Origin of the sequence: Methylobacterium sp. J-092 (genome assembly GCF_022829325.1) — a bacterium.
Taxonomy (GTDB): domain Bacteria; phylum Pseudomonadota; class Alphaproteobacteria; order Rhizobiales; family Beijerinckiaceae; genus Methylobacterium.
Genome location: NZ_JAKSXU010000112.1, coordinates 11,503 through 33,845, shown reverse-complemented (window position 1 = coordinate 33,845; position 22,343 = coordinate 11,503). Strand labels below are relative to the sequence as shown.

Here is a 22,343-nt window from a genome sequence, read left to right as displayed (position 1 = left end):
GTCTGGCCCGACTCCTGATCGGTGGAGACGCGGAAGGACGGATCCTCCGCCGCGAGCTTGGCGAGCGCGATGCCGAGCTTCTCCTGATCGGCCTTCGACTTCGGCTCGACCGCGATCTCGATGACGGGCTCCGGGAACTCCATCTTCTCGAGGATCACGACCTTGACCGGGTCCGACAGCGTGTCGCCGGTGCGGGTGTCCTTGAGGCCGGCCAGCGCGACGATGTCGCCGGCGAAGGCTTCCTTGACGTCCTCGCGGTTGTTGGCGTGCATCAGGAGCATGCGGCCGACGCGCTCCTTCTTGTCGCGCGAGGAGTTGAGCACGTTGGCGCCCGACTCGATCTTGCCCGAGTACACGCGGCAGAAGGTGATCGTGCCGACGTGGGGATCGTCCATGATCTTGAAGGCGAGCATGGAGAAGGGATCGGTGTCCGTCGGGTGACGGACGATCTCTTCCTCGGTCTTGAAGTCGAGGCCCTTGATCTCGCCGCGGTCGGCGGGAGACGGCAGGTAATCGACGACCGCGTCGAGCAGGGGCTGGACGCCCTTGTTCTTGAACGCCGAGCCGCAGAGCACCGGGTGGAAGGCGCGCAGCTGCACGGCGCGGCGGACGAGCTTGCGAAGGGTCTCCTCGCTCGGCTCGACGCCGTCGAGGTAGGCGGTCATGGCTTCGTCGTCGAGCTCGACGCAGGCCTCGATCATCTTGGTGCGGTACTCGACCGCCTGATCCTTGAGGTCGGCCGGGATCTCTTCCTCGTCGTAGTTGGCGCCGAGCGCCTCACCCGACCAGACGATCGCTTTCATCTTGATCAGGTCGATCACGCCCTTGAAGGTGTTCTCGGCCCCGATCGGCAGCTGCAGGCAGACCGGCTTGCCGGCGACGCGGGTAATGATGTCGGCGACGCACTTGAAGAAGTCGGCGCCGATCTTGTCCATCTTGTTGACGAACACGACGCGCGGGACGTCGTACTTGTCGGCCTGGCGCCAGACGGTCTCGGTCTGGGGCTCGACGCCCTGGTTGCCGTCGAGCACGCACACCGCGCCGTCGAGCACGCGGAGGGAGCGCTCCACCTCGATGGTGAAGTCGACGTGGCCGGGCGTGTCGATGATGTTCAGGCGCTTCTCGCGCCAGAAGCACGTCGTCGCGGCGGACGTGATCGTGATGCCGCGCTCCTGCTCCTGCTCCATCCAGTCCATGGTGGCGGCGCCCTCATGGACCTCGCCGATCTTATGGGACTTGCCGGTGTAGTAGAGGATCCGCTCGGTGGTCGTGGTCTTGCCGGCATCAATGTGGGCCATGATGCCGAAGTTGCGGTAGTCCTCGATCGCGTGGGTGCGGGGCATCGGGATCTCTCCGAAAGGGGCGTCGGGCCGCTTACCAGCGGTAGTGCGAGAAGGCGCGGTTGGCTTCCGCCATCCGGTGCGTGTCTTCCCGCTTCTTGACGGCGTTGCCGCGATTGTTCGCGGCATCGAGGAACTCGGCCGAGAGGCGCTCGACCATGGTGCGGTCGTTGCGGCCGCGGGCGGCCTGGATCAGCCACCGGATCGCCAGTGCCTGCCGGCGCTCGGTGCGGACCTCGACGGGGACCTGGTAGGTCGCGCCGCCGACGCGCCGGGAGCGCACCTCGATCATCGGGGCGACGTTCTCGAGGGCCGCGCGGAACACCTCGATCGGGTTGGCGCGGGCGCGGTTCTCGACGATCTCGAAAGCGCCGTACACGATCCGCTCGGCGACGGACTTCTTGCCCTCGTACATGATCGAATTCATGAACTTGGTGAGGACGATATCCCCGTACTTCGGATCGGGGATGATCTCACGCTTCTCGGCGGAATGGCGACGGGACATTGCGGAACTTCCGAGGGATAAGGATCTAAGCACCTCGCGCAGGCCGCCTTGAGCCACTCCTGAAGAGCGCCGGCGACATCCTTACGAGGCAGTGGAATGCCGTGTCGGCCGCCCGGGCAAAACGTCCGGACGGGAAGATCTTACTTCGGGCGCTTGGCGCCGTACTTGGAGCGGCGCTGCTTGCGGTTCTTGACGCCCTGCGTGTCGAGCACGCCGCGGAGGATGTGGTAGCGCACGCCCGGAAGGTCCTTCACGCGGCCGCCGCGGATCATCACCACCGAGTGCTCCTGAAGGTTGTGGCCTTCACCCGGGATGTAGCCGATCACCTCGAAGCCGTTGGTGAGGCGGACCTTGGCGACCTTGCGGAGCGCCGAGTTCGGCTTCTTCGGGGTCGTCGTGTAGACGCGGGTGCAGACGCCGCGCTTCTGCGGGCAGGCGTTGAGCGCCGGCACCTTGTTGCGGCTCCGCTGGATCTTCCGCGGCTGCGCGATCAGCTGGTTGATCGTCGGCATCCTGTGCCCTCTTCCTCCGGATCGCGACGAAGCGCGATCCCGTGCGACGTAACGTGGCTCCCTGCGGAGCCGCCCACGAACCTCCCGAAGGAGATCCGCAAAACGAATATGCGCCAGGGGTCGGTGAGGACCCTTGGCGCGCTGTCGGCAGAGGAGCACCCCTGTTAAGGCAGGCGCGCTCGTACCTACTGATCTGACGAGAACGTCAGGCGATGTGAGCCTTCGACGGTGGATCGGCGCGTCGTCGACGAACGGATGAGCGTGATGCTCAGCCTCGTCAGCAGCCCCCGGGCCGTTCGAAGTGGCGCGCTTCTAGCCTCCATCGCCCGAGGGGTCAATGGTTTCCGGCCGATTATCTCGCATCCGACGAGAGGTTAAGGTTTTGTGCGGGACGGTTGCCCGAAGCGATCCGCCTCCGGGTCTCCGTGCCGGGTGACGCGCCCGGCGAGCGTGCGAATGTCGTGGTCTGCGTACCGCGAGGCCGCGGCTCGTGCCGTCGGGCCCGTGCAGACCGGTCGGGGCGTTACCTTGGCGGCGGCTATTCCAGCCGGCGCTCGGGCGGGTGGCGATCACCTCCGCGCCCATCCGGACGCGTTCCCTGATCACTTCGGCCTCCCATCGCCCGCGCGAGGCCGGCACTTGCTCGTCGGGTGGGCGGCCTCGTCAGCGCGGCGCACCGTGCCGGATCGGGGCAGGTCGGGCACGGCCCGCTTCGACAGCGCTCACGGAAGATTAAAGCGATTCGTCGAATTGTCCGCTTCGTCGGGACGGCGCGATGCGCACCCGACCATGCGATGTGGCGACGGTCAGGGTGATGCGTATGGGTAGCGTTTCGAGTGCGGCCGAGAACGTCGTCCCCTTCCGGCGGATCGCCGCCGCGGGCCGGCCTCTGCCGTACGAGGGCGGCGTCCGCGAGGGGCAGGCCCGGCGCCGGTCCGAGCAGCGCGCGCTGATGGATGCGGTCTATGCCACGGGGACGCTCACGGTGGCGGCGGGCGACCGCGAGACCAAGCTGATCGCGTCCCGGCTGCAGGTCTACGGCTTCCTCACCGTCGAGGAGGTCGAGCCGGAAGGCTCGCTGCGCCGCCTGCGTCCCTCGGAGGCGATCCGCGCCCGGGCCGAGCGGCCGTGGCGCCTGTCGAAGCCGGCCTATGCCGGGCTCTCCGTGAGCATCCCGACGATCGACGACTTCCTGTTCGAGCCGGCCGGCTTTTCGGCGTGAGCCTTCGCGACGTCTGAGCCGAGGCGTCGGCCCGTCCGGCATTCCCCATTCGGGGCTTCATAACGAAGAAGCGCGCCGCCCTCCCGGGCCGGCGCGCTTCTTCGTTTCGGTGTGCCGCTTCGGAGGGGCGGTACGGACTACGCCTCGCCCTCGTCGAGCTCGTCCTCGGTCGGCTTGGCGTTCTCCAAGATCTTCTCGGCGACGAGCCCCGAATTCTGCCGGATCGACGTCTCGATCTTGCCCGCGATCTCGGGGTTGTCGCGCAGGAAGCCCTTGGAGTTCTCGCGGCCCTGGCCGAGCCGCTGGCTGTTGTAGGAGAACCAGGCGCCGGACTTCTCGACGATGCCGGCCTTGACGCCGAGATCGATCAGCTCGCCGACCTTCGACACGCCCTCGCCGAACATGATGTCGAACTCGACCTGCTTGAACGGCGGCGCGACCTTGTTCTTCACGACCTTGACGCGGACCTGGTTGCCGATCGCCTCGTCGCGGTCCTTGAGGGTCGAGATGCGGCGGATGTCGAGACGGACCGAGGCGTAGAACTTCAGCGCGTTGCCGCCCGTGGTCGTCTCCGGGCTGCCGTACATCACGCCGATCTTCATCCGGATCTGGTTGATGAAGATCACCATGCACTTCGAGCGCGAGATCGAGCCGGTGAGCTTGCGCAGCGCCTGGCTCATCAGGCGGGCCTGGAGGCCGGGCTGGCTGTCGCCCATCTCGCCCTCGATCTCGGCGCGCGGCGTCAGCGCCGCCACCGAATCGACCACCAGCACGTCGATCGCGCCGGAGCGCACCAGCGTATCGGTGATCTCGAGCGCCTGCTCGCCGGTGTCGGGCTGCGAGATCAGCAGGTCGTCGAGCTGGACGCCGAGCTTGCGCGCGTAGACCGGGTCGAGGGCGTGCTCGGCGTCGACGAAGGCGCAGACGCCGCCCTTCTTCTGGGCCTCGGCGATGGTGTGGAGCGCGAGCGTGGTCTTGCCCGACGATTCCGGCCCGTAGATCTCGATGACGCGGCCGCGCGGCAGGCCGCCGACGCCGAGCGCGATGTCGAGGCCGAGCGACCCGGTGGAGACGGTCTCGACCTCCGCCACCTTGTCGTTCTTGCCGAGCCGCATGATCGAGCCCTTGCCGAAGGCCCGCTCGATCTGGGACAGCGCGGCGTCGATCGCCTTCGCCTTGTCCTTGTCCACCATGCCGGGGGTTTCCACCACTTTCAGTGCGGCCTGAGCCATCGTGCGGCATCCTTATGCAGGGGTTGGGCGCGCATCTCAATGCGCTGGAACCTGCATTTGATGTACCCGTTTTGTTCTCATCGAGCAAGGGCGGAATCGGCTCGCCAAGGAGCCTTTTCCGCGCCTGCCCGCCGCCTCACGGCTCGGCCATCGTCGCCTTCACCGTCTCGACGAGCTGCTTCAGGCTGAAGGGCTTGGGCAGGAAGTTGAAGGTCTCGCCTTCCGGCAGGTTCTTGCGGAAGGCGTCCTCGGCATAGCCGGAGACGAAGATCACCTTGAGCTCCGGCAGGTGCTTGCGGATCTCGCGCAGCAGGGTCGGGCCGTCCATCTCCGGCATCACCACGTCCGAGACGACGAGGTCGATCTGGTGGCCGCCCTCGCGCACGATGTGCAGCGCGTCGATGCCGGAGGCGGCCTCGAGCACGGTGTAGCCGCGGGCCGACAGCGCGCGGCTGTTGACGGCGCGGACCGGATCCTCGTCCTCCACGAGCAGGATCACCCCCTGCCCGGTATGATCGGCCGAGGGTTTTCGCGGGGGCGTTTTCGGAGCCGGCGGCGCGGGCGGATCGCCGACGAGGACGAAGCTTTCGCCCGGCGCCTGCGCTGCGGTGGCGGGAGCGGACGCGTCGGCCGTCGGGCTCGGCAGCGCCGGCGTCGGCTCGGGCAGCGCTGCCGGCTCGTGGCGCGGCAGGTAGATCCGGAAGCTCGTGCCCTCACCCACGGTCGACTGCACGTCGATGGTGCCGCCCGACTGCTTGACGATGCCGAACACCGTCGAGAGGCCGAGGCCGGTCCCCTTGCCGATCTCCTTGGTGGTGAAGAACGGCTCGAAGATTTTCTCCATCAGGTCGGCCGGGATGCCCTCGCCGGTGTCGAGCACCTCGATCAGCACGTGGTCGCCGGCCGGCGCGCCGCCGCGCCCGTCGGGCTTCGCCGCGGCGCCCGGGTCGAGCACGTTGGCGGTGCGGATCAGCAGGCGGCCGCCGCCGGGCATCGCGTCGCGGGCGTTGACCGCCAGGTTCACGATCACCTGCTCGAACTGGTTCACGTCGGCCTTCACCGGCCAGATGTCGCGCCCGTGCTTGAGGTCGAGCCCGACCCGCTCGCCGAGCAGGCGCTTCAGCAGCAGCGTCAGCTCCGAGAGCGCCTCCCCGACGTTCATCACCTCCGGGCGCAGCGTCTGGCGGCGGGAGAACGCCAGGAGCTGGCGCACGAGGCCCGCCGCCCGGTTGGCGTTCTGCTTGATCTGCATGATGTCCTGGAAGGCCGGATCGGTCGGCTTGTGGCTCGCGAGCAGCAGGTCCGAGTAGCCGATGATCGCCTGGAGGACGTTGTTGAAGTCGTGCGCGATGCCGCCGGCGAGCTGGCCGACGGTGTCCATCTTCTGGGTCTGGGCGATCTGCTGCTCGAGCTGGCGCTGGGCCGTGGTGTCGAGGGCGTAGAGGATCAGCGGCTCGCGATCGGCCTCCTCCGGCTCCTGGCCCGGAGCGCCCTCCCCGCCGGCGGGGCTGAGCCAGACCCGCGCCGAGCGGTTGGCATTGCCCATCAGCATCACCTCGATCGGCTCGATCTCGGAGAGCCCGCTCGCCGCCTTGGCGAGCGCTGCATCGAGGGCCGGGCGGTCGCGCTCGACCACCGATTCGGCGACGTTCGGCTCCTCGGCGCCGGCGGCCGAATCGGCCACCGCGTGCCGCGGCAGGGTGCCGAACAGGCGCGCGAACGAGGCGTTCGCCCGCGCGATCCGGCCGGAGCGGTCCAGCGTCGCGATCGCGATCGGCGAGTTGTTGAGGAAGCGCGCGAGCCGCACCTCGGCGGCGCGCTGCGGCTCGTCGCTCTCGGCCCCGGCCGAGCGGTTGATGACGAAGGTCCGCGACGCGCCGGGCTTGCCGTCCTTGCCGAAGGCGACGCGGTGATACAGCCGCGCCGGCATCGGGTGGCCGTTGCGGCGGCGCAGGTCGAGGTCGAACCGGTCGGTGCGGACCTCGCCGGGGAGCCCGGCATTCTGGATCAGCGCGTCGGCGGCGGGCGCGATCTCGGAGAGGTGCGGGCCGCCGGGGCCGACGACCGCGAGGTCGTAGCCGAGCCAGGCCGCCAGCGTCGCGTTCATGTAGACGATCGCCCCGGTCGGATCGATCGAGAGGAAGCCGGCGGGCGCGTGGTCGAGGTAGTCGATCGCGTGCTGGAGTTCCTGGAAGACATTCTCCTGGCGCTCGCGCTCGGCGGTGATGTCGCTGACCGTCCACAGCGAGGCGGCCCGTCCCGGCCGCGGAAGCGGGCGGACCTGGATGCGGTACCAGGCGAAGTCGCGCCCCCTGGCGCTCGCCGCCGGCGGCGGCGACATCCGCACCTCCTCGGCGTGGCTGCGCCCGTCGCGGGCGCCCTGGGACAGGCGGTAGATCGCCTCCGACACCTCCGGCGAGCCGACGAAGATCCGCTCGACCGGGCGCAGCGTCGAGAAGCTGTCGCCGCCCGCGACGTGGAGATAGGCCTCGTTGGCGTAGATCAGCCGGCCGCCCTCCTCGACCACGACGGTCGCCTCGGGGGCGGCGTCGACGATCGCCTTGGTGATGTCGTCGCGCCCGCCCTGCCCGCTGAGCTGGATCGCGCCGATCGCCATCGCGAACAGGAAGAACACGCCGGCCATGGCCAGCAGCGCCAGCAGCCAGATGATCAGCGACTGCGCCTGCTCGTTGGCCACGAACGACAGGCCGATCGCCGCCCCGACCAGCAGCCCGGCGAGGACGAGCAGCAATCCGACCCGCCCGGGCCGTTCCGACCGGTCGATCGAGCCCGAAACCGCGGGCGTGGGTCCACTCAGATCCGCCATCGGGCCTTGAATCCAGAAACGAAGGACCGGTTATGCCTTCACGCCGCCGATCGGCAAGGGCTGTCTTCCGGTCGGTCGCGGCGAAGCCTGACGGAGGAAGGTGGACAAACCGTGCGTACGGACCCGTCAGGCGGCCCGGCGGCGCAGGCGCATCACGAAGCCGATCACCTCGGCGACCGCCTTGTAGTGCTCGGCCGGGATCGCCTCGTCGATGTCCACGGTGGCGTGCAGCGCGCGGGCGAGCGGCGGGTTCTCCAGCACCGGCACGTCGTGCGCCTTGGCCAGCTCGCGGATGCGGAAGGCCAGGGAGTCGACGCCCTTGGCGACGCAGACCGGCGCGCCCATGCCGGCCTCGTAGCGCAGGGCCACCGCGTAGTGGGTCGGGTTGGTGATGATCACCGTGGCGGTCGGCACGGCGGCCATCATCCGCTTCTTCACCCGCTGCATCCGGATCTGCTTCATCCGGCCCTTCACCTCGGGGTTGCCGTCCGATTCCTTCATCTCCTGCTTCATCTCCTCCTTGGACATGCGCAGGCGCTGGCGCCAGCGGTAGCGCTGGTACAGGGCGTCGGCCATCGTGATCACGAGATGGATGGCGAGCACGCCGCCGAGCAGCTTGACGCTGATGCCGAGGATCGCGCTGAGGCAGGCCGCCGGATCGAGGCGGGCGAACACCTCGAGCCGGTCGCGGTCGCGCCACAGCACGGTGCCGACCACCACCCCGACGACCGCCATCTTGGCCAGCCCCTTGCCGAACTGGAACAGCGCCTCAAGCCCGAGGATGCGCTTGGCGCCGGCCATCGGCGAGATCCGCTCGAACTTCGGCCCGAGCGTCTCGGTGGTGAAGACCAGGGGGTGCTGCAGCAGGCCGGCGGCCAGCCCCGCCACCGCGACGAGCCCGACCGGGACCGCGAGCGCCTGGAACCAGATCGTCAGGGTGCGGCCGGCGATCCCCGCCATGGCGTGCGGGTCGTCGGGGACCGCGTGGGCGTTCATCAGGAAGCCGCGCATCTCGGCGAGCAGGCCGCGGGCGATGCCCGGCCCGGCGATCATCAGCGCCAGGGTGAAGGCGGCCAGGATCGCGAAGGTGTTGATCTCGGCGCTGGTCGCGACGTTGCCCTGCTCGATCGCCTGATCGAGCCGGCGCTGGGTCGGCTCCTCGGTCTTGTCTTCCTGCTCGGTCCCCTCGGCCATGGGTCAACGGCTCCCGACCTGGCCGGGGCCGCGGCGGCTGTGCGTCGTCGTGGTCACCGCCCGGCGAACTCGAGCAGGTAGCGGCCGAGGTCGTCCAGGAACACGGTCATCATCACGCCGAGCGAGCCGAACAGGATCAGCATGCCGATCAGCACCGAGGCCGGCACCGCGACGAAGAACACCTGCAGCTGCGGCATCAGCCGCGACAGCACCCCGAGGCCGAGGTTGAACAGGATGCCGAAGGCGATGAACGGCGAGGCGATCTGGACGCCGAGGGTGAACCCGCGGCCGACCGCCTTCAGCGCCAGCGTCGCCGCATCGCCGAAGGCCGGCACCGCCTGCGGCGGCAGCACCGCGTAGCTCCGCGAGATCGCGTCGAGCGCCACGTGGTGCAGGTCGGCCGCGAGGATCAGCGTGATGCCGAGCAGCGACAGGAAGTTGCCGAGCGCCGGCTGCTGGCCGCCCTGCGCCGGGTCGACGGTCATGGCGTAGGACAGGCCGAGCTGCTGCGAGACGATCAGGCCCGCGGTCTGGAGCGCGGCGAGGATCATCCGCACGGTCAGCCCGATCACCAGCCCGACCAGCGTCTCCGAGAACAGCAGGCCGATCAGCCGGGGCGCGCCGATCGCGTCGGGGCCCACCGCCAGCAGCGGCCTCACCATCGGGAACAGCAGCAGCGAGACCAGCAGGGCGAAGGACAGCCGGATGCGCGGCGAGACCGACTGCTCGCCGATGCCCGGCATCAGCATGATCAGCGTGCCGACGCGGGCGAAGGTCAGCAGGTAGGCCGCCGCGATCCCGGGCAGGAGCAGGTTCATGGCGCGTCATAGCAGCCGGCCGCCCGCCCCGTCTCACTGGCCGGCGGCGATGCGCGCGGCGATGCGGGTCATGTAGCCGGCGAGCGCGTCGCCCATGAACGGCAGCATCAGCAGGAGGGCGGCGAAGACCGAGACGATCTTGGGCACGTAGATCAGGGTCTGCTCCTGGATCTGCGTCAGCGCCTGGACCAGCGAGACCACGAGCCCGACGGCGAGCGCCACGAGCATCAGCGGCCCGGCGACCTTGAGGAAGACGAAGATGCCGTCGCGCGCGACGTCGAGGATGGCGAGGCCGGTCATGTGTCCGAGGTCCGATTGCTGACGAAATTCCAAGTCCCCGCGACGGGCGACCGGGTTCAGGCATCTCCGAAGCACCTCGAGACTCGGCCGCCGCCTTTCCCGGGCGCCTTCGGCGAACCCGGGATCCAGAGCCGCCGGCGGTGCCCGAGCTTGCCGCCGCGGCGGCTTCCGGATCCCGGGCCCTGCTTCGCAGCCCCGGGATGACGGGGGCGTTGTCGTCGGGCGCCTTTCGGCACCGTCGGATGCGTGAATCCGGTGGCCTGCCGGGGGCGGGAGAAGACGCGCTAGATCTGCATCCGCATGATCTCCTCGTAGGCCGAGATCATCCGGTCGCGCACCGCCACCATGGTCTGCAGGGCGGTCTCGCTCTCGGCCACCGCCGTGACCACGTCGACGACGTTGGCCTTGCCGGCGGCCACCGCCAGGCCCTGCGCGTCGGCCTTGCGGCCGGCATCGCCGACGCCGTCGAGCGCCTGGCCGAGCAGCTGGGTGAAGTCGTTGCCCGCCCCTTGCGTCGGCTGGATCTTCGGCGGCCCCTTGAAGCTGCCGACGTTCTGGACGGCGGCGTAGGCGCCGGCCGCGAAGTTGCTGCTGGCCATGATCGTGTCCCGCCTTCGCCTACTTCAGGATTTCGAGGGTGCGGGAGATCATCCTGCGCGTGGTGGTGACCATGTTGAGGTTCGCCTCGTAGGAGCGCTGGGCCTCGCGCATGTCCATGTTCTCGATCAGGCCGTTGACGTTGGGCATCCGCACCTCGCCCTTCGCGTCGGCGGCCGGGTTGCCGGGATCGTACTTGGTCCGGAACGCGGTCATGTCGCGGCGGACGCGTCCCGCCTCCACGAGGTTGGCGCCGGTCTCGCGGTCGACATGGCTCTTGAAGGTCGGGATCTTGCGCCGGTACGGCTCGCCGGTCGGCGTCTGCGGCGCCGAATCCGCGTTGGCGATGTTCTCGGCGATGATCCGCATCCGGCCGGACTGGGCCTTCAGGCCGGCGGCGGCGATCGAGAGCGACTTCGTGAAATCCATGGCTCAAGCCTCCCCGATCATGTCTCGGCTCGCGATCACTTCTTGCCGATGGCGATCTTCAGGACATCGAGGCTCTTCTGGTACATCGACGCGGCGAGCTGGTAGTCCGACTGGTTGTCGCCGGACTTCATCATCTCGTCCTCGAGGTTGACGCCGTTGCCGCTCGGGCGGATCTCGAACTCGGTGACGCGGCGCGGATCGGCGCCGACGCCGGTGTCGCCCGAGGCGGCGATGTGCCCGACGCTGGTCAGCGTCATCGCGCTCCCGGTCGAGGCGGCGAGGCCGGTCGACCGGTCGAAGCTCGGCTGCGCCAGGTCGCGCGGGCGGAAGCCGGGCATGTCGGCGTTGGCGACGTTCTCGGCCAGGAGCTTCTGGCGCGCCTGATGCCACTGCATCTTGGTCCGGAGCATTCCCAGGAGCGGCATGTCGGTGACGGCCACGAGGGGGCTCCGGATTGACGCGGCCCGGTCTCCGGCCGCCCGGCAAAATCTGCCGCCCGCTTGGTTAACGCCGGGTTAAGGTTTCCGCGGCCGGGCGCCGCAGCGAAGCTGTTAACGAAGACTTAACGATGATTGCCCGGCGGCGGGCCGGCCGTGATACTGACGGGGCGGTTTTGCGTAGGGCCCTCCCGGGCCCGTGAAGAACGAGAGTATCGTCCGTGCAATGGTTGCAGTCCGTGTTCGGGTCTGACGGCTCTCCGGTCGTGCAGTACGTCACCATCTTCGCCGTGATCTTCGCGGTGCTGACGGTGATCGTGCTGGTTGTGCGCCGGCTCGGCGGTGGCGGTCTCGCCGACGCGAAGCGCGGCGGTCAGCGCGGGCGCCAGCCGCGCCTCGGGATCGTCGACGTGTACGAGCTCGACCGGCAGCGCCAGCTGATCCTGCTGCGGCGCGACAACGTCGAGCATCTGCTGCTCGTCGGCGGCCCGAACGACGTGGTGATCGAGCGCCACATCCAGCGCGGGCAGCAGCGCGATCCGGCCCTGCGCCCCGAGGCGATGGCCGAGCCGCTCGCCGAAGCCGGGCTCGACCCCTTCCCGGGCCTCGAGACGCAGGCCCAGGCGGCGTTCCGACCCGACTTCGCCACGCCGATCGTGCTCGCGCCGACCGTGTCCGGCCCGGGCGGCGCGCTCGCTTCCGTCCCGCCCCTCGACGCGGCGATCCTCGACGAGGCCGAACCTCGCGCGGATCGCGCTCCCGAGCCGCTCACGCCCGACACGCGCCCGTCCGAGGCGATCGTCACCGGGCCGCGGCCGGACGCGCCGGCGCGGCGCCCGATGCGCCGGACCGCGCCGCCGCTGATCAACCCGCGCCCCGACGTCGCCTCCGAGCGCCCGCGCTCCGAGCCGCCGCCCGAGGAGCCCGCCTTCGCGCCGGCCGCGATCCCGCCGATCCCTCCGTTGCCGCCGGCCGAGCGTCGCCCGGTCGATCCCGCCATCCTATCGGACATGGCCCGCCAGCTCGAGGCCGCGCTCGCCCGGCCGGCCTCGGCCGTGACCCCGTCGCCGTCGCCGGCCTGGACGGCGCCCGCGCCCGCGCCCGCGCCCGCTCCGAGCCCGGCACCCGCTCCGGCGGCGCCGGCCGCGATCGATCCGATGGCCGCGGCCATGGCGGCGCCGGTCGATGCCCCGGCCGGCGAGCCCGCACCCGCACCGGTCCCCGAGCCCGAACCGTTCCTGCCCGCTCCGCCGCCGGCCGAGCCGTTTCCTCCGCCGGCGCCGGCCGCACCGGTCGAGCCTCGGGTGCCCCCCAGGGCCGAGCCCGCGCCGCCTCCCCCGCCGCCGAAGGTCGAGACCCCGCCGGCACCCGCTTCGGCGCCTCCGAAGCCCGCCGCCAACCCGTTCTCGGTCGAGGAGATCGAGGCCGAGTTCGCGCGCCTCCTCGGGCGGCCCCTCGACAAGCGGAATTGACCGGGCGCAGGAGCCCGGCCGGCCGACGGTCGCCGTTCACACGCCCTTGCGCAGCGTCTCCGGCATCGCGAGCACCGCGAGGAAGCTGATCACCGCCGTGACCGCCAGGTAGGCGCCGACCCAGGCGATCCCGCCCCAGTCGACTAGGCGCTGGGCGATGTAGGGGGCGCCGGAAGCCCCGACGATGCCGGCGAGGTTGTAGGTCACCGAGGCGCCGGTGTAGCGCACCCGGGTCGGGAACAGCTCCGGCAGCAGGGCGCCCATCGGCCCGAAGATCCAGCCCATCGTGAACAGGCTGAGGCAAAGGAAGGCTAGGACGACCGCGCCCGAGCCGGAGCCGAGCATCGGCCCGAGCAGCCCGCCGAGGCCGAACGCCACCACCATCCCGGCCATCAGCACCGGCCGGCGCCCGAAGCGGTCGGCGTTGGCGCCGGAGAGCGCGATGCCGAGCGCCATGAAGCAGACGGCGATGCACTCGAACAGCAGGAAGGCCGGCCGCGCGTAGCCGAGCGCCGCAGTGCCGTAGCCGAGGGCGAAGACGGTGGAGATGTAGAACACGGCGTAGACCGCCACCATCGCCAGGGTGCCGACGACGAGCGCGTGGCCGTGCCCGGTCACCATCGCGGCGAAGGGCACGCGCTCGGGCTTGGCCTGCGCGAGCGCCGCCTTGAAGGCCGGCGTCTCGCTGAGCTTGAGCCGCACGTAGAGGCCGACGCCGACCAGCGCGGCCGAGGCCAGGAACGGCAGCCGCCAGCCCCAGGCCTGGAAGCTTTCCGCGCTCAGGGCGAAGCTGAGCGCCAGGAAGCTGACGTTGGCCAGGATGAAGCCGACCGGCGCGCCGAGCTGCGGGAAGATGCCGTACCAGGCGCGCCGGCCCGCCGGCGCGTTCTCGACCGCGAGCAAGGCCGCGCCGCCCCACTCGCCGCCGAAGCCGATTCCCTGGCCGCAGCGCAGCAGGCACAGCATCGCCGGCGCCCACCAGCCGGCGGTGGCGTAGGTCGGCAGGCAGCCGATCAGCACCGTCGAGACGCCCATGATCAGCAGCGAGGCGACCAGCGTCGCCTTGCGCCCGACCCGGTCGCCGAAATGCCCGAACAGGGCCGCGCCCACCGGCCGCGCCAGGAAGGCGATCGCGAAGGTCGCGAAGGCGCTGAGCTGCTGCACGCCGGGCTCGCCGGGCGGGAAGAAGACCGGGCCGATCACAAGCGCGGTCGCGGTGGCGTAGATGTAGAAATCGAAGAACTCGATCGCCGTGCCGACGAAGCTCGCGGCGAGGACCCGGCGGGCCGACAGGGGGGACGGCGTGGTCTGGAGCATGATCGTTCGCGGTCGCGCGGTGTTGACGTGCGCCCCGGTTAGTCGAGCGCGCCGCGTTTGCACAGCATCCCGCCCGCCGAAACCGCGGCGTTTTGCGAAACGACGCACGATTACGTCACGATCCGTAATCCCGGCGCCGGCGCGCGTTTTTTGTGCGCTGCGAAGGGATGTCCCGGGGCGAAAAGCTCAATGCGACGGCAGGTTTGCGCCGAGCCTCGGCCAGTCTTCACTTGCGCTAGCCTGGCACGAAACCTGCTGAGCTGCACCGTCCGTCAATGGAGACGGCACCGCCTCCGCCAGCAACGCCGCTGATGCGATCCGCTCCGCCCCGAAGATCCTTCCGGGCAGCGGGGCGCGTTCGTGTGCGGATCGGCGGGCGCCGGCGTAGTTTTCAAGGTCAGGATCCTGCCGCAGATGCGTAACGACGAGCCGAAATCCACCCTCGACCGGTCCCCCCTCGCCGAAGCGTCCGGCACCGGCACCCGCCGCGGCCTGCTCAAGGGCGCGGCCGGCGCCCTGTCGCTCGCCGCCGCGGTGCGCCTCGCCCTGCCGGGGGGCGCCTTCGCGCAGGGCGCGGGCCCCGAGGTCAAGGGGGCCAAGCTCGGCTTCATCGCGCTGACCGACGCCGCCCCGCTCTTCGTCGCCAAGGAGAAGGGCATCTTCGCCAAGTACGGCCTGCCCGACGTCGAGGTGATGAAGCAGGCGTCGTGGGGCACCACCCGCGACAATCTCGTGCTCGGCTCCGAGGGCAACGGCATCGACGGCGCCCACATCCTGACGCCGATGCCCTACCTGATCACGGCCGGCCGGGTGACGCAGAACAACCAGCCGACGCCGATGTACATCATGGCCCGGCTCAACCTGAACGGGCAGTGCATCTCCGTCGGCAAGGAGTACATGCCCGACAAGGTCGCCCTCGACGCCAAGCCCTTCAAGGCGGCCCTGGAGCGGAAGAAGGCCTCGGGCAAGCCGGTCAAGGCGGCGATGACCTTCCCGGGCGGCACCCACGACCTCTGGATCCGCTACTGGCTCGCCGCCGGTGGCATCGACCCCGACAAGGACATCGAGACCATCGTCGTGCCGCCGCCCCAGATGGTGGCGAACATGAAGGTCGGCACGATGGACTGCTTCTGCGTCTGCGAGCCGTGGAACGCGCAGCTCATCACGCAAGGGATCGGCTACACCGCGCTCACCACCGGCGAGTTGTGGAAGGACCATCCGGAGAAGGCCTTCACCATGCGCGCGGCGTGGGTCGACAAGCACCCGATCGCCGCCAAGGCGCTCCTGATGGCGGTGCTGGAAGCCCAGCAATGGTGCGACAAGCCCGAGAACCGGGACGAGCTCGCCGGCATCGTCGCCAAGCGCCAGTGGATCAACATCGCGGTCACCGACGTGATCGACCGGATGAAGGGCAAGTTCGATTACGGCGACGGCCGCGTCGTCGAGAACAGCCCCCACACCATGAAGTTCTGGGCCGACAACGCCTCGTACCCGTACCAGTCGCACGATTCCTGGTTCCTCACCGAGGACATCCGCTGGGGCAAGTTCGACGCGCAGACCGACACCAAGGCGCTGATCGCCAAGGTGAACCGCGAGGACCTCTGGCGCGACGCGGCCAAGACGCTCGGCGTCTCCGCGATCCCGACCAGCACGTCCCGCGGCAAGGAGACGATGTTCGACGGGAAGGTCTTCGATCCCGAGAACCCCGCCGCCTACCTCGCCAGCCTCGGCATCAAGAAGGTCTCGTGATGGCCGCCACCTCGACGATCGCCGACAAGACCGCCCTCGGCACCGCCGCCCGCGATGCCGCCGCCGTGAAGAGCCGCACGCCCTTCCTCACCGCCAAGCGGGCGAAGGGCCTGGCCGCCAACCTGATCCCGCCGCTCGTGGTGCTCGCGGCCTTCCTGCTGTTCTGGGAGGTCGCGTGCTCGCGGCCCACCGCCGGCCTGCCGCCGCCCTCGCGGGTTGTGACGGAGGCCTGGGACATCATCGCCCACCCGTTCTACGACAACGGCGGCACCGACAAGGGCCTGTTCTGGCACATCTCGGCCAGCCTCCAGCGCGTCGCCTTCGGCTTCGCGCTGGCGGCGATCGTCGGAATCCTGACCGGCACGCTGGTCGGCCAGTCCGACTGGGCGATGCGCGGCCTCGACCCGATCTTCCAGGTGCTGCGCACGATCCCGCCGCTGGCCTGGCTGCCGCTGTCGCTCGCTGCCTTCCGCGACGGGCAGCCCAGCGCGATCTTCGTGATCTTCATCACCTCGATCTGGCCGATCATCATCAACACCGCGGTCGGCATCCGCAACATCCCGCAGGACTACCGCAACGTCGCCGCGGTGATCCGCCTGAACCCGATCGAGTTCTTCATAAAGGTCATGCTTCCGGCGGCGGCCCCGTACATCTTCACCGGGCTTCGCATCGGCGTCGGGCTGTCCTGGCTCGCCATCGTCGCCGCCGAGATGCTGATCGGCGGCGTCGGCATCGGCTTCTTCATCTGGGACGCCTGGAACTCCTCGCACATCAGCGAGATCATCGTGGCGCTGGTCTATGTCGGCGTAATCGGCTTCGTCCTCGACCGGCTGGTGGCGGCGGTCGGCCAGGTCGTCACCCGCGGCACCAGCGCAGCTTGAGGACCGGGACCATGGCCAACCCATCCCATCTCGACCTCTCGCAGGTCGGCATCAGCTTCACCCGCGGCGGCACCACCACCGAGGTGCTGCGCGACGTGAACCTCAAGGTCGCCAAGGGCGAGTTCGTCTCGATCATCGGCCATTCCGGCTGCGGCAAGTCGACGGTGCTCAACATCGTCGCCGGGCTTCTGAAGAGCTCGACCGGCGTCACCCTGCTCGACGGCAAGGAGGTGTCGTCGCCCGGGCCCGAGCGGGCGGTGGTGTTCCAGAACCACTCGCTGCTGCCTTGGCTCACGGTGCGCGAGAACGTGGCGCTCGCCGTCGACAAGGTGCTCGCCAGGACGAAGTCGAAGGCGGAGCGCAAGGCCTGGATCGAGTACAACCTCGCCCTGGTGAACATGGTGCACGCCGCCGACAAGCGGCCGTCCGAGATCTCCGGCGGCATGAAGCAGCGCGTCGGCATCGCCCGGGCGCTCGCCATGGAGCCGACGGTGCTGCTGATGGACGAGCCGTTCGGCGCCCTCGACGCGCTGACCCGCGCCCATCTCCAGGATCAGCTCATGGAGATCCAGGTGCGCCTGCGGAACACGGTGATCATGATCACCCACGACGTGGACGAGGCGGTGCTCCTGTCCGACCGCATCGTGATGATGACCAACGGCCCGTCGGCCACCATCGGCGAGGTGCTGACCGTGCCGATGCCGCGCCCGCGCCGTCGCCTCGAGCTGGTCGAGGACAAGGACTACGTCCATTGCCGGGCGGAGGTGCTGGAATTCCTCTACGCGCGCCACGCCAAGCCGGCTTTGGCCGCCTGAGCGATCGCCGGGCGCGCGCCGGCGCATCCATTGCCAGGGCCGCAAAAAAGAAAGGCCGGCGCCCCTCGCGGGAGCGCCGGCCTCGTCGTTCGACCTCGGATCAGCGGCTCTTCTTGTAGAGCTTGCTCGCGATCTCGAAGATTTCCTCGGGCGCGTAGTCGGGGGCGAAGGCACCGTAATTGCCGTCGAGCTCCGGGATCTTGCCGCCCTCGGGGTGGCCGTCGACGATCTCGAGCTGGCCGGGCGGATCACCCGGCAGCGCGACCTCGTCGTTCGACCAGACGCCGGCGGCTTCCGCGTAGTCGTTCGGGCTGAAAGTGTAGAGGCGGCGGTGGCTCCCCTCCTGCAGGTACTTCTGGCACTCGGGGATCTTGTCGAGGACGATGTTGGGCGTCGGCAGCATCTTCTCGATCTCGACGCCGGTGAGCTTCTTCAGGGCCAGCGCGTAGGCGTGGGCGTGGACCGAGCCGCGCACCAGCAGGTAGCCGCAGACCTCGCGGCCGGTCGGGTCCGTCAGGGTCTCGTAGACGCGCAGCTTGTGCAGGCGGGCGCCGCATTCCAGGTGGAAGTTGTGCAGCAGGTCGATGATCAGATTACCGGTCGTCGTCACCATGTCCATGTTCCAGGACGCGGCGTTCGAGTTCATCGGCATCGCGCCGCCGCCGTTCGACAGGAAGCTGCCGGCGAGCCGGATGTCCTTCATGTCCTCGAAGGGCGCCTTGGAGATGTCGACGTCCTTGGTGTCGTCGCCGGGGCCGTTGTTCAGCATCGAGACGCCGGTCGAGACCAACTCGACGTGGCCGAGCTCTTCGGCGAAGATGCTGGAGACCAGGCTGTAGAACGGACGCAGCTTGGACTTGTTGCGGAAATTGAAGCTCTGGAACATGTAGTTCCCGAGGGTGGACATCTCGCCGTACTTACCGCCGAGCAGCTCCTGCAGGGCCGCAGCGGCGTTCGGATCGGGTCGCTTCGGCTGCGGAAGCTCGGCCTGCAGCTTGTCGATGCGCATGAACATGGGTTGGGATCCTTATCGCCGGAGCGCCGGGACGTGTTGGTGCTACCGCCGAGCGGCGCCCTTGTTCCTGGCGACGGACCGATAGCCGCGCATCGCAACCGCGCGACGGCGAGCCCGGCCCGCGCCGGCGGCCGGACTTTCGGCGGCCTCCGGACCTTCATCCATGGATTGCATAGCGTGGCGGATGCGGTCGCGCGGACGGGCACGGCGCGCCGCCATCCTGCTCGCGGATCGCCGTCTCGCAGACCGGGCCGGATCCGTCGGCGTCACGGCGGCCGAGCCCCCAGCCGCATCGCGCCGTCGACGCGGGCGGGAGGCCGGCGCGGGGCCGGCTAAGCGCCGAGCGCGCCGTCGAGGTCCTCGATCAGGTCGGCCGGATCCTCGAGGCCGATCGAGAGGCGGACCACCTCCGGCCCGGCGCCGGCCGCGGTCTTCTGCGCGTCGGTGAGCTGGCGGTGGGTGGTCGAGGCCGGGTGGATCACCAGCGAGCGCGTGTCGCCGATGTTCGCCACGTGAGAGAACAGCTGCAGGTTGCCGACGAGCTTCACGCCGGCATCGTAGCCGTCCTTGAGGCCGATGGTGAAGACCGAGCCGAAGCCGTTCGGCGTGTAGCGCTTGGCGAGCTGGTGGTAGCGGTCGGTCTCGAGCCCCGGATAGCTCACCCACGACACCGCGGGGTGGCCCGCCAGGTGCGTCGCGACGGCCATGGCGTTGTCGCAGTGGCGCTGCATCCGCAGCGGCAGGGTCTCGATGCCGTTGAGGATCAGGAAGGCGTTGAACGGCGACAGCGCCGGCCCGAGGTCGCGCAGGCCGAGCACCCGGATGGCGATGGCGAAGCCGAAATTGCCGAAGGTCTCGGCCAGCACCATGCCGGCATATTCCGGGCGCGGCTGGCTCATCATCGGGTAGCGCGCGTCGCCGGCCCAGGGGAAGGTGCCGCCGTCGACCACGAGACCGCCGATCGAGTTGCCGTGGCCGCCGAGGAACTTCGTCGCCGAGTGCACGACGATGTCGGCGCCGTGCTCGAACGGGCGGATCAGGTACGGCGTCGCCATGGTGTTGTCGACGATGAGCGGGATGTTGTGGCGCTTGGCGATCTCCGACAGGGCGGCGATGTCGGTGATGACGCCGCCCGGGTTGGCGATGGACTCGCAGAAGATCGCCTTGGTGCGCGGCGTGATCGCGCGCTCGAACGAGGACGGGTCGTCGGTGTCGGCCCAGACCACGCTCCAGCCGAAGTTCTTGTAGCTGTGGTTGAACTGGTTGATCGAGCCGCCGTAGAGCTTGTTGGCCGCGATGAACTCGTCGCCCGGCTGCATCAGCGCGTGCATCGTCAGGAACTCGGCCGCGTGGCCGGACGACACCGCGACCGCCGCGGTGCCGCCTTCGAGGGCGGCGATGCGCTCCTCCAGAACGGCGTTGGTCGGGTTGGTGATGCGCGAGTAGATGTTGCCGAAGGCCTGCAGCCCGAACAGCGAGGCGGCGTGGTCGACGTCGTCGAACACGAAGCTCGTGGTCTGGTAGATCGGCGTCGCCCGTGCGCCCGTGGCCGCATCGGGGCTCGCGCCCGCGTGGATCGCGAGGGTGTTGAAGCCGGGCAGCCGGTCGGTCGTCATAGGTCTCTCCTCGGCCGGGTCGTTCGGGCACGATCACGTTCGCGCCAGCGCTGGCACGCGGTTTACGCTTCCCCGCCGCGGCGGTGCAAGGCGCCGGCCCCCGTCACGGCACGGCTCGGCCGCCTGTGATGGGGAGGCGCAGCCGCCGGATGCGGGAAGGCGCGCCCGTCCGGGCCGAAGCGCCGCAGCCCTCCGATCCGAGACGGCGCGGTCTCCGACCCTAAAAAAGACCCGATGCTCGTGCTGTCCGGGCACCTTCCCTCGTCGCCCCGCACGGATCGATCCGCTCTATGCTGAAAACCGCCTTCGTTGCTGCGCGCGACCGTCAGCGGCTGTCGGAGATCGCCTCGATCCTGATCGGCTTCGGCGTCAACAAGGTCGTGGACCGGCTCGGGCTGCGCTACATCCCGATCCTTCCGCGCCGCAAGCCGAAGATCGACGTCACCCGCCTGTCGGAGCCCGAGCGCCTGCGCCGCGCGATCGAGGCCCTGGGGCCGACCTTCATCAAGTTCGGCCAGGTGCTCGCCAGCCGTCCCGACCTGCTCTCGCCGATGTGGACCGAGGAGCTGGCCAAGCTCCACAGCCAGGTCTCGCCGGTCTCCTGGGAGACGATCCGCCCGCAGCTGGAGGCCGACCTCGGGGCGCCGCCGCAGGAGATCTTCGCCGAGTTCGACACCAACGCGATCGCCTCGGCCTCGATCGCCCAGGTCTACCGGGCCAAGCTGCATTCGGGCGAGGACGTCATCGTCAAGGTGCTGCGCCCGGGCCTGCGCAAGATCATCGACGCGGACCTGCGCCTGATGGCGCACGGCGCCCGCATCGTCGAGACCGAATGGCCGGACATGGCCCGCTACCAACCGGGCGAGCAGATGCGCCACCTCGCCGCCGGCCTGAACGGCGAACTCGACCTGATGAACGAGGCGCGCAACTGCGAGTTGCTGGCTTCGCTGTTCTCCGACCGCGACGACATCGTATTCCCGAAGATCCACTGGGAGTGGTGCTCCGAGCGGGTGCTGGTGCAGGAATTCATCCACGGCATCCCCCCGAACGACGAGGCGCGGCTCGCCGCCGCCGGCGTCGACAAGAAGCTGCTCGCCCAGAAGGGGACCGACGCCTTCCTGAAGATGGCTCTGATCGAGGGCGTGTTCCACGCCGATCCGCACCCGGGCAACATGCTGGCGATGTCGGGTAACCGGATCGGGTTCATCGATTTCGGCATCATCGGGCGCCTGTCGCAGAAGCGGCGCAACCAGCTGCTCGTGCTGATCGGCGCGATGCTGAAGCAGGACGCCGACGGGCTGATGGCGGTGCTGCTCGACTGGACCGGCTCGAGCAGCCCGGACCTGACCCGGCTGGAAGGTTCGGCGCAGGCCTTCGTCGAGAGCCATTCCTCGATCCCGCTCAATCTCGGGTTGGTGCTCACCGACTTCATGACCATGGCGCGCGAGAACGACCTCGCGATGCCGACCGACCTCGCGATCCTGTTCAAGGGCCTCGTCACCGCCGACGGCGTGATGCGCCACCTCGATCCGAACTTCGACCTGTTCGCCGCCGCCGGCCCGACGGTGCGGGCGAGCATGCAGACGCAGTTCTCGCTGACCGGGCTGAAATCCAAGGCCGAGGCGCTGGGCGTCGGCCTCTACGGCGCCGCCTCGGAGCTGCCGACGCTGATCCACCTGATGCTGGTGCGTCTGAAGCAGGGCCGCGTCACCGTCGAGATCGAGGTGAAGGGCCTCGACAAGGTCACCCGCGGCATCGAGCGGGCGGCGGCCCGCGTCGCGGTGGCGCTGGTGGTCGCCGCCTTCGCCACCCAGCTCGCGCCGCGCCTGATCGACCTCGGGACGCCGGTCTTCGTCACGATCGGCCTGGTCGTGTTCACCCTCGGCGTCGGCTGGCTCGTGCTGCTTGGACGGAAGAAGTGACGTCCTGCGCGACGGCCTAGACTTGTATCCGTTCCGGTCCGGTCGGCTTGACTACAATCGTGCCTTGCAGGCCCGGGCCGATATGCTAGCGTAATTCCGCCCACCGAATCGTGAGGATGCGGGTGGGGCGCGGCTCAGAAGCG

Annotated in this window: 20 protein-coding genes; 6 read left to right on the top strand and 14 right to left on the bottom strand. The window is 69.5% G+C overall.

The annotated features are described in order from the left end of the window. From fusA to rpsL, 3 genes are all read right to left on the bottom strand, one after another. Positions 1-1,343: elongation factor G (gene fusA / locus MKK60_RS13115; RefSeq protein WP_243986385.1), on the bottom strand; the 1,343-nt coding region annotated here is incomplete at its 3' end. 31 nt (positions 1,344-1,374) lie between these two features. Continuing rightward, positions 1,375-1,845, bottom strand: a complete 471-nt coding sequence (gene rpsG, locus MKK60_RS13110) for a 30S ribosomal protein S7 (protein WP_147728202.1) — start codon at positions 1,843-1,845, stop codon at positions 1,375-1,377. A 140-nt stretch (positions 1,846-1,985) separates the two neighbouring features. Then, complete coding sequence (gene rpsL, locus MKK60_RS13105) at positions 1,986-2,357, bottom strand: 30S ribosomal protein S12 (protein ID WP_066927123.1); 372 nt, start codon at positions 2,355-2,357, stop codon at positions 1,986-1,988. A gap of 820 nt (positions 2,358-3,177) precedes the next feature. Between rpsL and MKK60_RS13100 the strand changes: the two genes are divergently transcribed. Further along, positions 3,178-3,579, top strand: coding sequence for a hypothetical protein (locus MKK60_RS13100; protein ID WP_147843170.1), 402 nt, complete (start codon positions 3,178-3,180; stop codon positions 3,577-3,579). A 137-nt stretch (positions 3,580-3,716) separates the two neighbouring features. Here MKK60_RS13100 and recA read toward each other — a convergent pair whose 3' ends face one another. The 8 genes from recA to flgB all read right to left on the bottom strand — a co-directional run bounded on the left by recA (position 3,717) and on the right by flgB (position 11,416). Beyond that, positions 3,717-4,811 carry a recombinase RecA gene (recA, locus tag MKK60_RS13095; RefSeq protein WP_147728204.1) on the bottom strand — a complete coding sequence of 365 codons (1,095 nt, stop codon included), beginning with the start codon at positions 4,809-4,811 and terminating at the stop codon, positions 3,717-3,719. A gap of 136 nt (positions 4,812-4,947) precedes the next feature. Next, positions 4,948-7,638, bottom strand: coding sequence for a cell cycle histidine kinase CckA (cckA, locus tag MKK60_RS13090; protein WP_243986375.1), 2,691 nt, complete (start codon positions 7,636-7,638; stop codon positions 4,948-4,950). A gap of 126 nt (positions 7,639-7,764) precedes the next feature. Then, entirely contained in the window at positions 7,765-8,832 is a 1,068-nt protein-coding gene (flhB, locus tag MKK60_RS13085; protein WP_147728149.1) for a flagellar biosynthesis protein FlhB, read from the bottom strand. 53 nt (positions 8,833-8,885) lie between these two features. Then, positions 8,886-9,650, bottom strand: coding sequence for a flagellar biosynthetic protein FliR (gene fliR, locus MKK60_RS13080; RefSeq protein ID WP_147728150.1), 765 nt, complete (start codon positions 9,648-9,650; stop codon positions 8,886-8,888). Positions 9,651-9,683: 33 nt separating this feature from the next. After that, entirely contained in the window at positions 9,684-9,950 is a 267-nt protein-coding gene (gene fliQ / locus MKK60_RS13075) for a flagellar biosynthesis protein FliQ (RefSeq protein ID WP_147728151.1), read from the bottom strand. A gap of 284 nt (positions 9,951-10,234) precedes the next feature. After that, positions 10,235-10,549 carry a flagellar hook-basal body complex protein FliE gene (gene fliE, locus MKK60_RS13070; RefSeq protein WP_147728152.1) on the bottom strand — a complete coding sequence of 105 codons (315 nt, stop codon included), beginning with the start codon at positions 10,547-10,549 and terminating at the stop codon, positions 10,235-10,237. Between the two features lie 19 nt (positions 10,550-10,568). Next, complete coding sequence (gene flgC / locus MKK60_RS13065) at positions 10,569-10,976, bottom strand: flagellar basal body rod protein FlgC (RefSeq protein ID WP_147728153.1); 408 nt, start codon at positions 10,974-10,976, stop codon at positions 10,569-10,571. Positions 10,977-11,011: 35 nt separating this feature from the next. Then, positions 11,012-11,416, bottom strand: a complete 405-nt coding sequence (gene flgB, locus MKK60_RS13060; protein WP_147728154.1) for a flagellar basal body rod protein FlgB — start codon at positions 11,414-11,416, stop codon at positions 11,012-11,014. Positions 11,417-11,679: 263 nt separating this feature from the next. Between flgB and MKK60_RS13055 the strand changes: the two genes are divergently transcribed. Then, entirely contained in the window at positions 11,680-12,885 is a 1,206-nt protein-coding gene (locus MKK60_RS13055; protein WP_243986367.1) for a flagellar biosynthetic protein FliO, read from the top strand. Between the two features lie 36 nt (positions 12,886-12,921). Here the strand turns inward: MKK60_RS13055 and MKK60_RS13050 are convergent, their stop codons facing one another. Continuing rightward, positions 12,922-14,202 carry an MFS transporter gene (locus MKK60_RS13050; RefSeq protein ID WP_147729685.1) on the bottom strand — a complete coding sequence of 427 codons (1,281 nt, stop codon included), beginning with the start codon at positions 14,200-14,202 and terminating at the stop codon, positions 12,922-12,924. A 414-nt stretch (positions 14,203-14,616) separates the two neighbouring features. On the opposite strand from MKK60_RS13050, the gene MKK60_RS13045 reads away from it, so the two are divergent. Genes MKK60_RS13045 through MKK60_RS13035 form a run of 3 tightly spaced genes read left to right on the top strand, consistent with a single transcriptional unit; the run spans position 14,617 to position 17,647 of the window. After that, entirely contained in the window at positions 14,617-15,951 is a 1,335-nt protein-coding gene (locus MKK60_RS13045) for a CmpA/NrtA family ABC transporter substrate-binding protein (RefSeq protein WP_243986357.1), read from the top strand. Then, positions 15,951-16,832, top strand: coding sequence for a nitrate ABC transporter permease (gene ntrB, locus MKK60_RS13040; protein ID WP_243986355.1), 882 nt, complete (start codon positions 15,951-15,953; stop codon positions 16,830-16,832). Before MKK60_RS13045 ends, ntrB begins: the two co-directional genes overlap by 1 nt. Before the next feature lie 11 nt (positions 16,833-16,843). Beyond that, positions 16,844-17,647, top strand: coding sequence for an ABC transporter ATP-binding protein (locus tag MKK60_RS13035; protein WP_243986353.1), 804 nt, complete (start codon positions 16,844-16,846; stop codon positions 17,645-17,647). Between the two features lie 100 nt (positions 17,648-17,747). On the opposite strand, the gene MKK60_RS13030 is transcribed toward MKK60_RS13035, so the two are convergent. After that, complete coding sequence (locus MKK60_RS13030; RefSeq protein WP_147728870.1) at positions 17,748-18,662, bottom strand: manganese catalase family protein; 915 nt, start codon at positions 18,660-18,662, stop codon at positions 17,748-17,750. A 332-nt stretch (positions 18,663-18,994) separates the two neighbouring features. After that, entirely contained in the window at positions 18,995-20,278 is a 1,284-nt protein-coding gene (locus MKK60_RS13025; RefSeq protein ID WP_147842567.1) for an O-acetylhomoserine aminocarboxypropyltransferase, read from the bottom strand. 290 nt (positions 20,279-20,568) lie between these two features. On the opposite strand from MKK60_RS13025, the gene MKK60_RS13020 reads away from it, so the two are divergent. Continuing rightward, the gene (locus MKK60_RS13020; RefSeq protein WP_147727307.1) at positions 20,569-22,200 is read left to right on the top strand and encodes an ABC1 kinase family protein; all 1,632 of its coding nucleotides are present in this window, start codon (positions 20,569-20,571) and stop codon (positions 22,198-22,200) included. Positions 22,201-22,343: the final 143 nt, after the last annotated feature.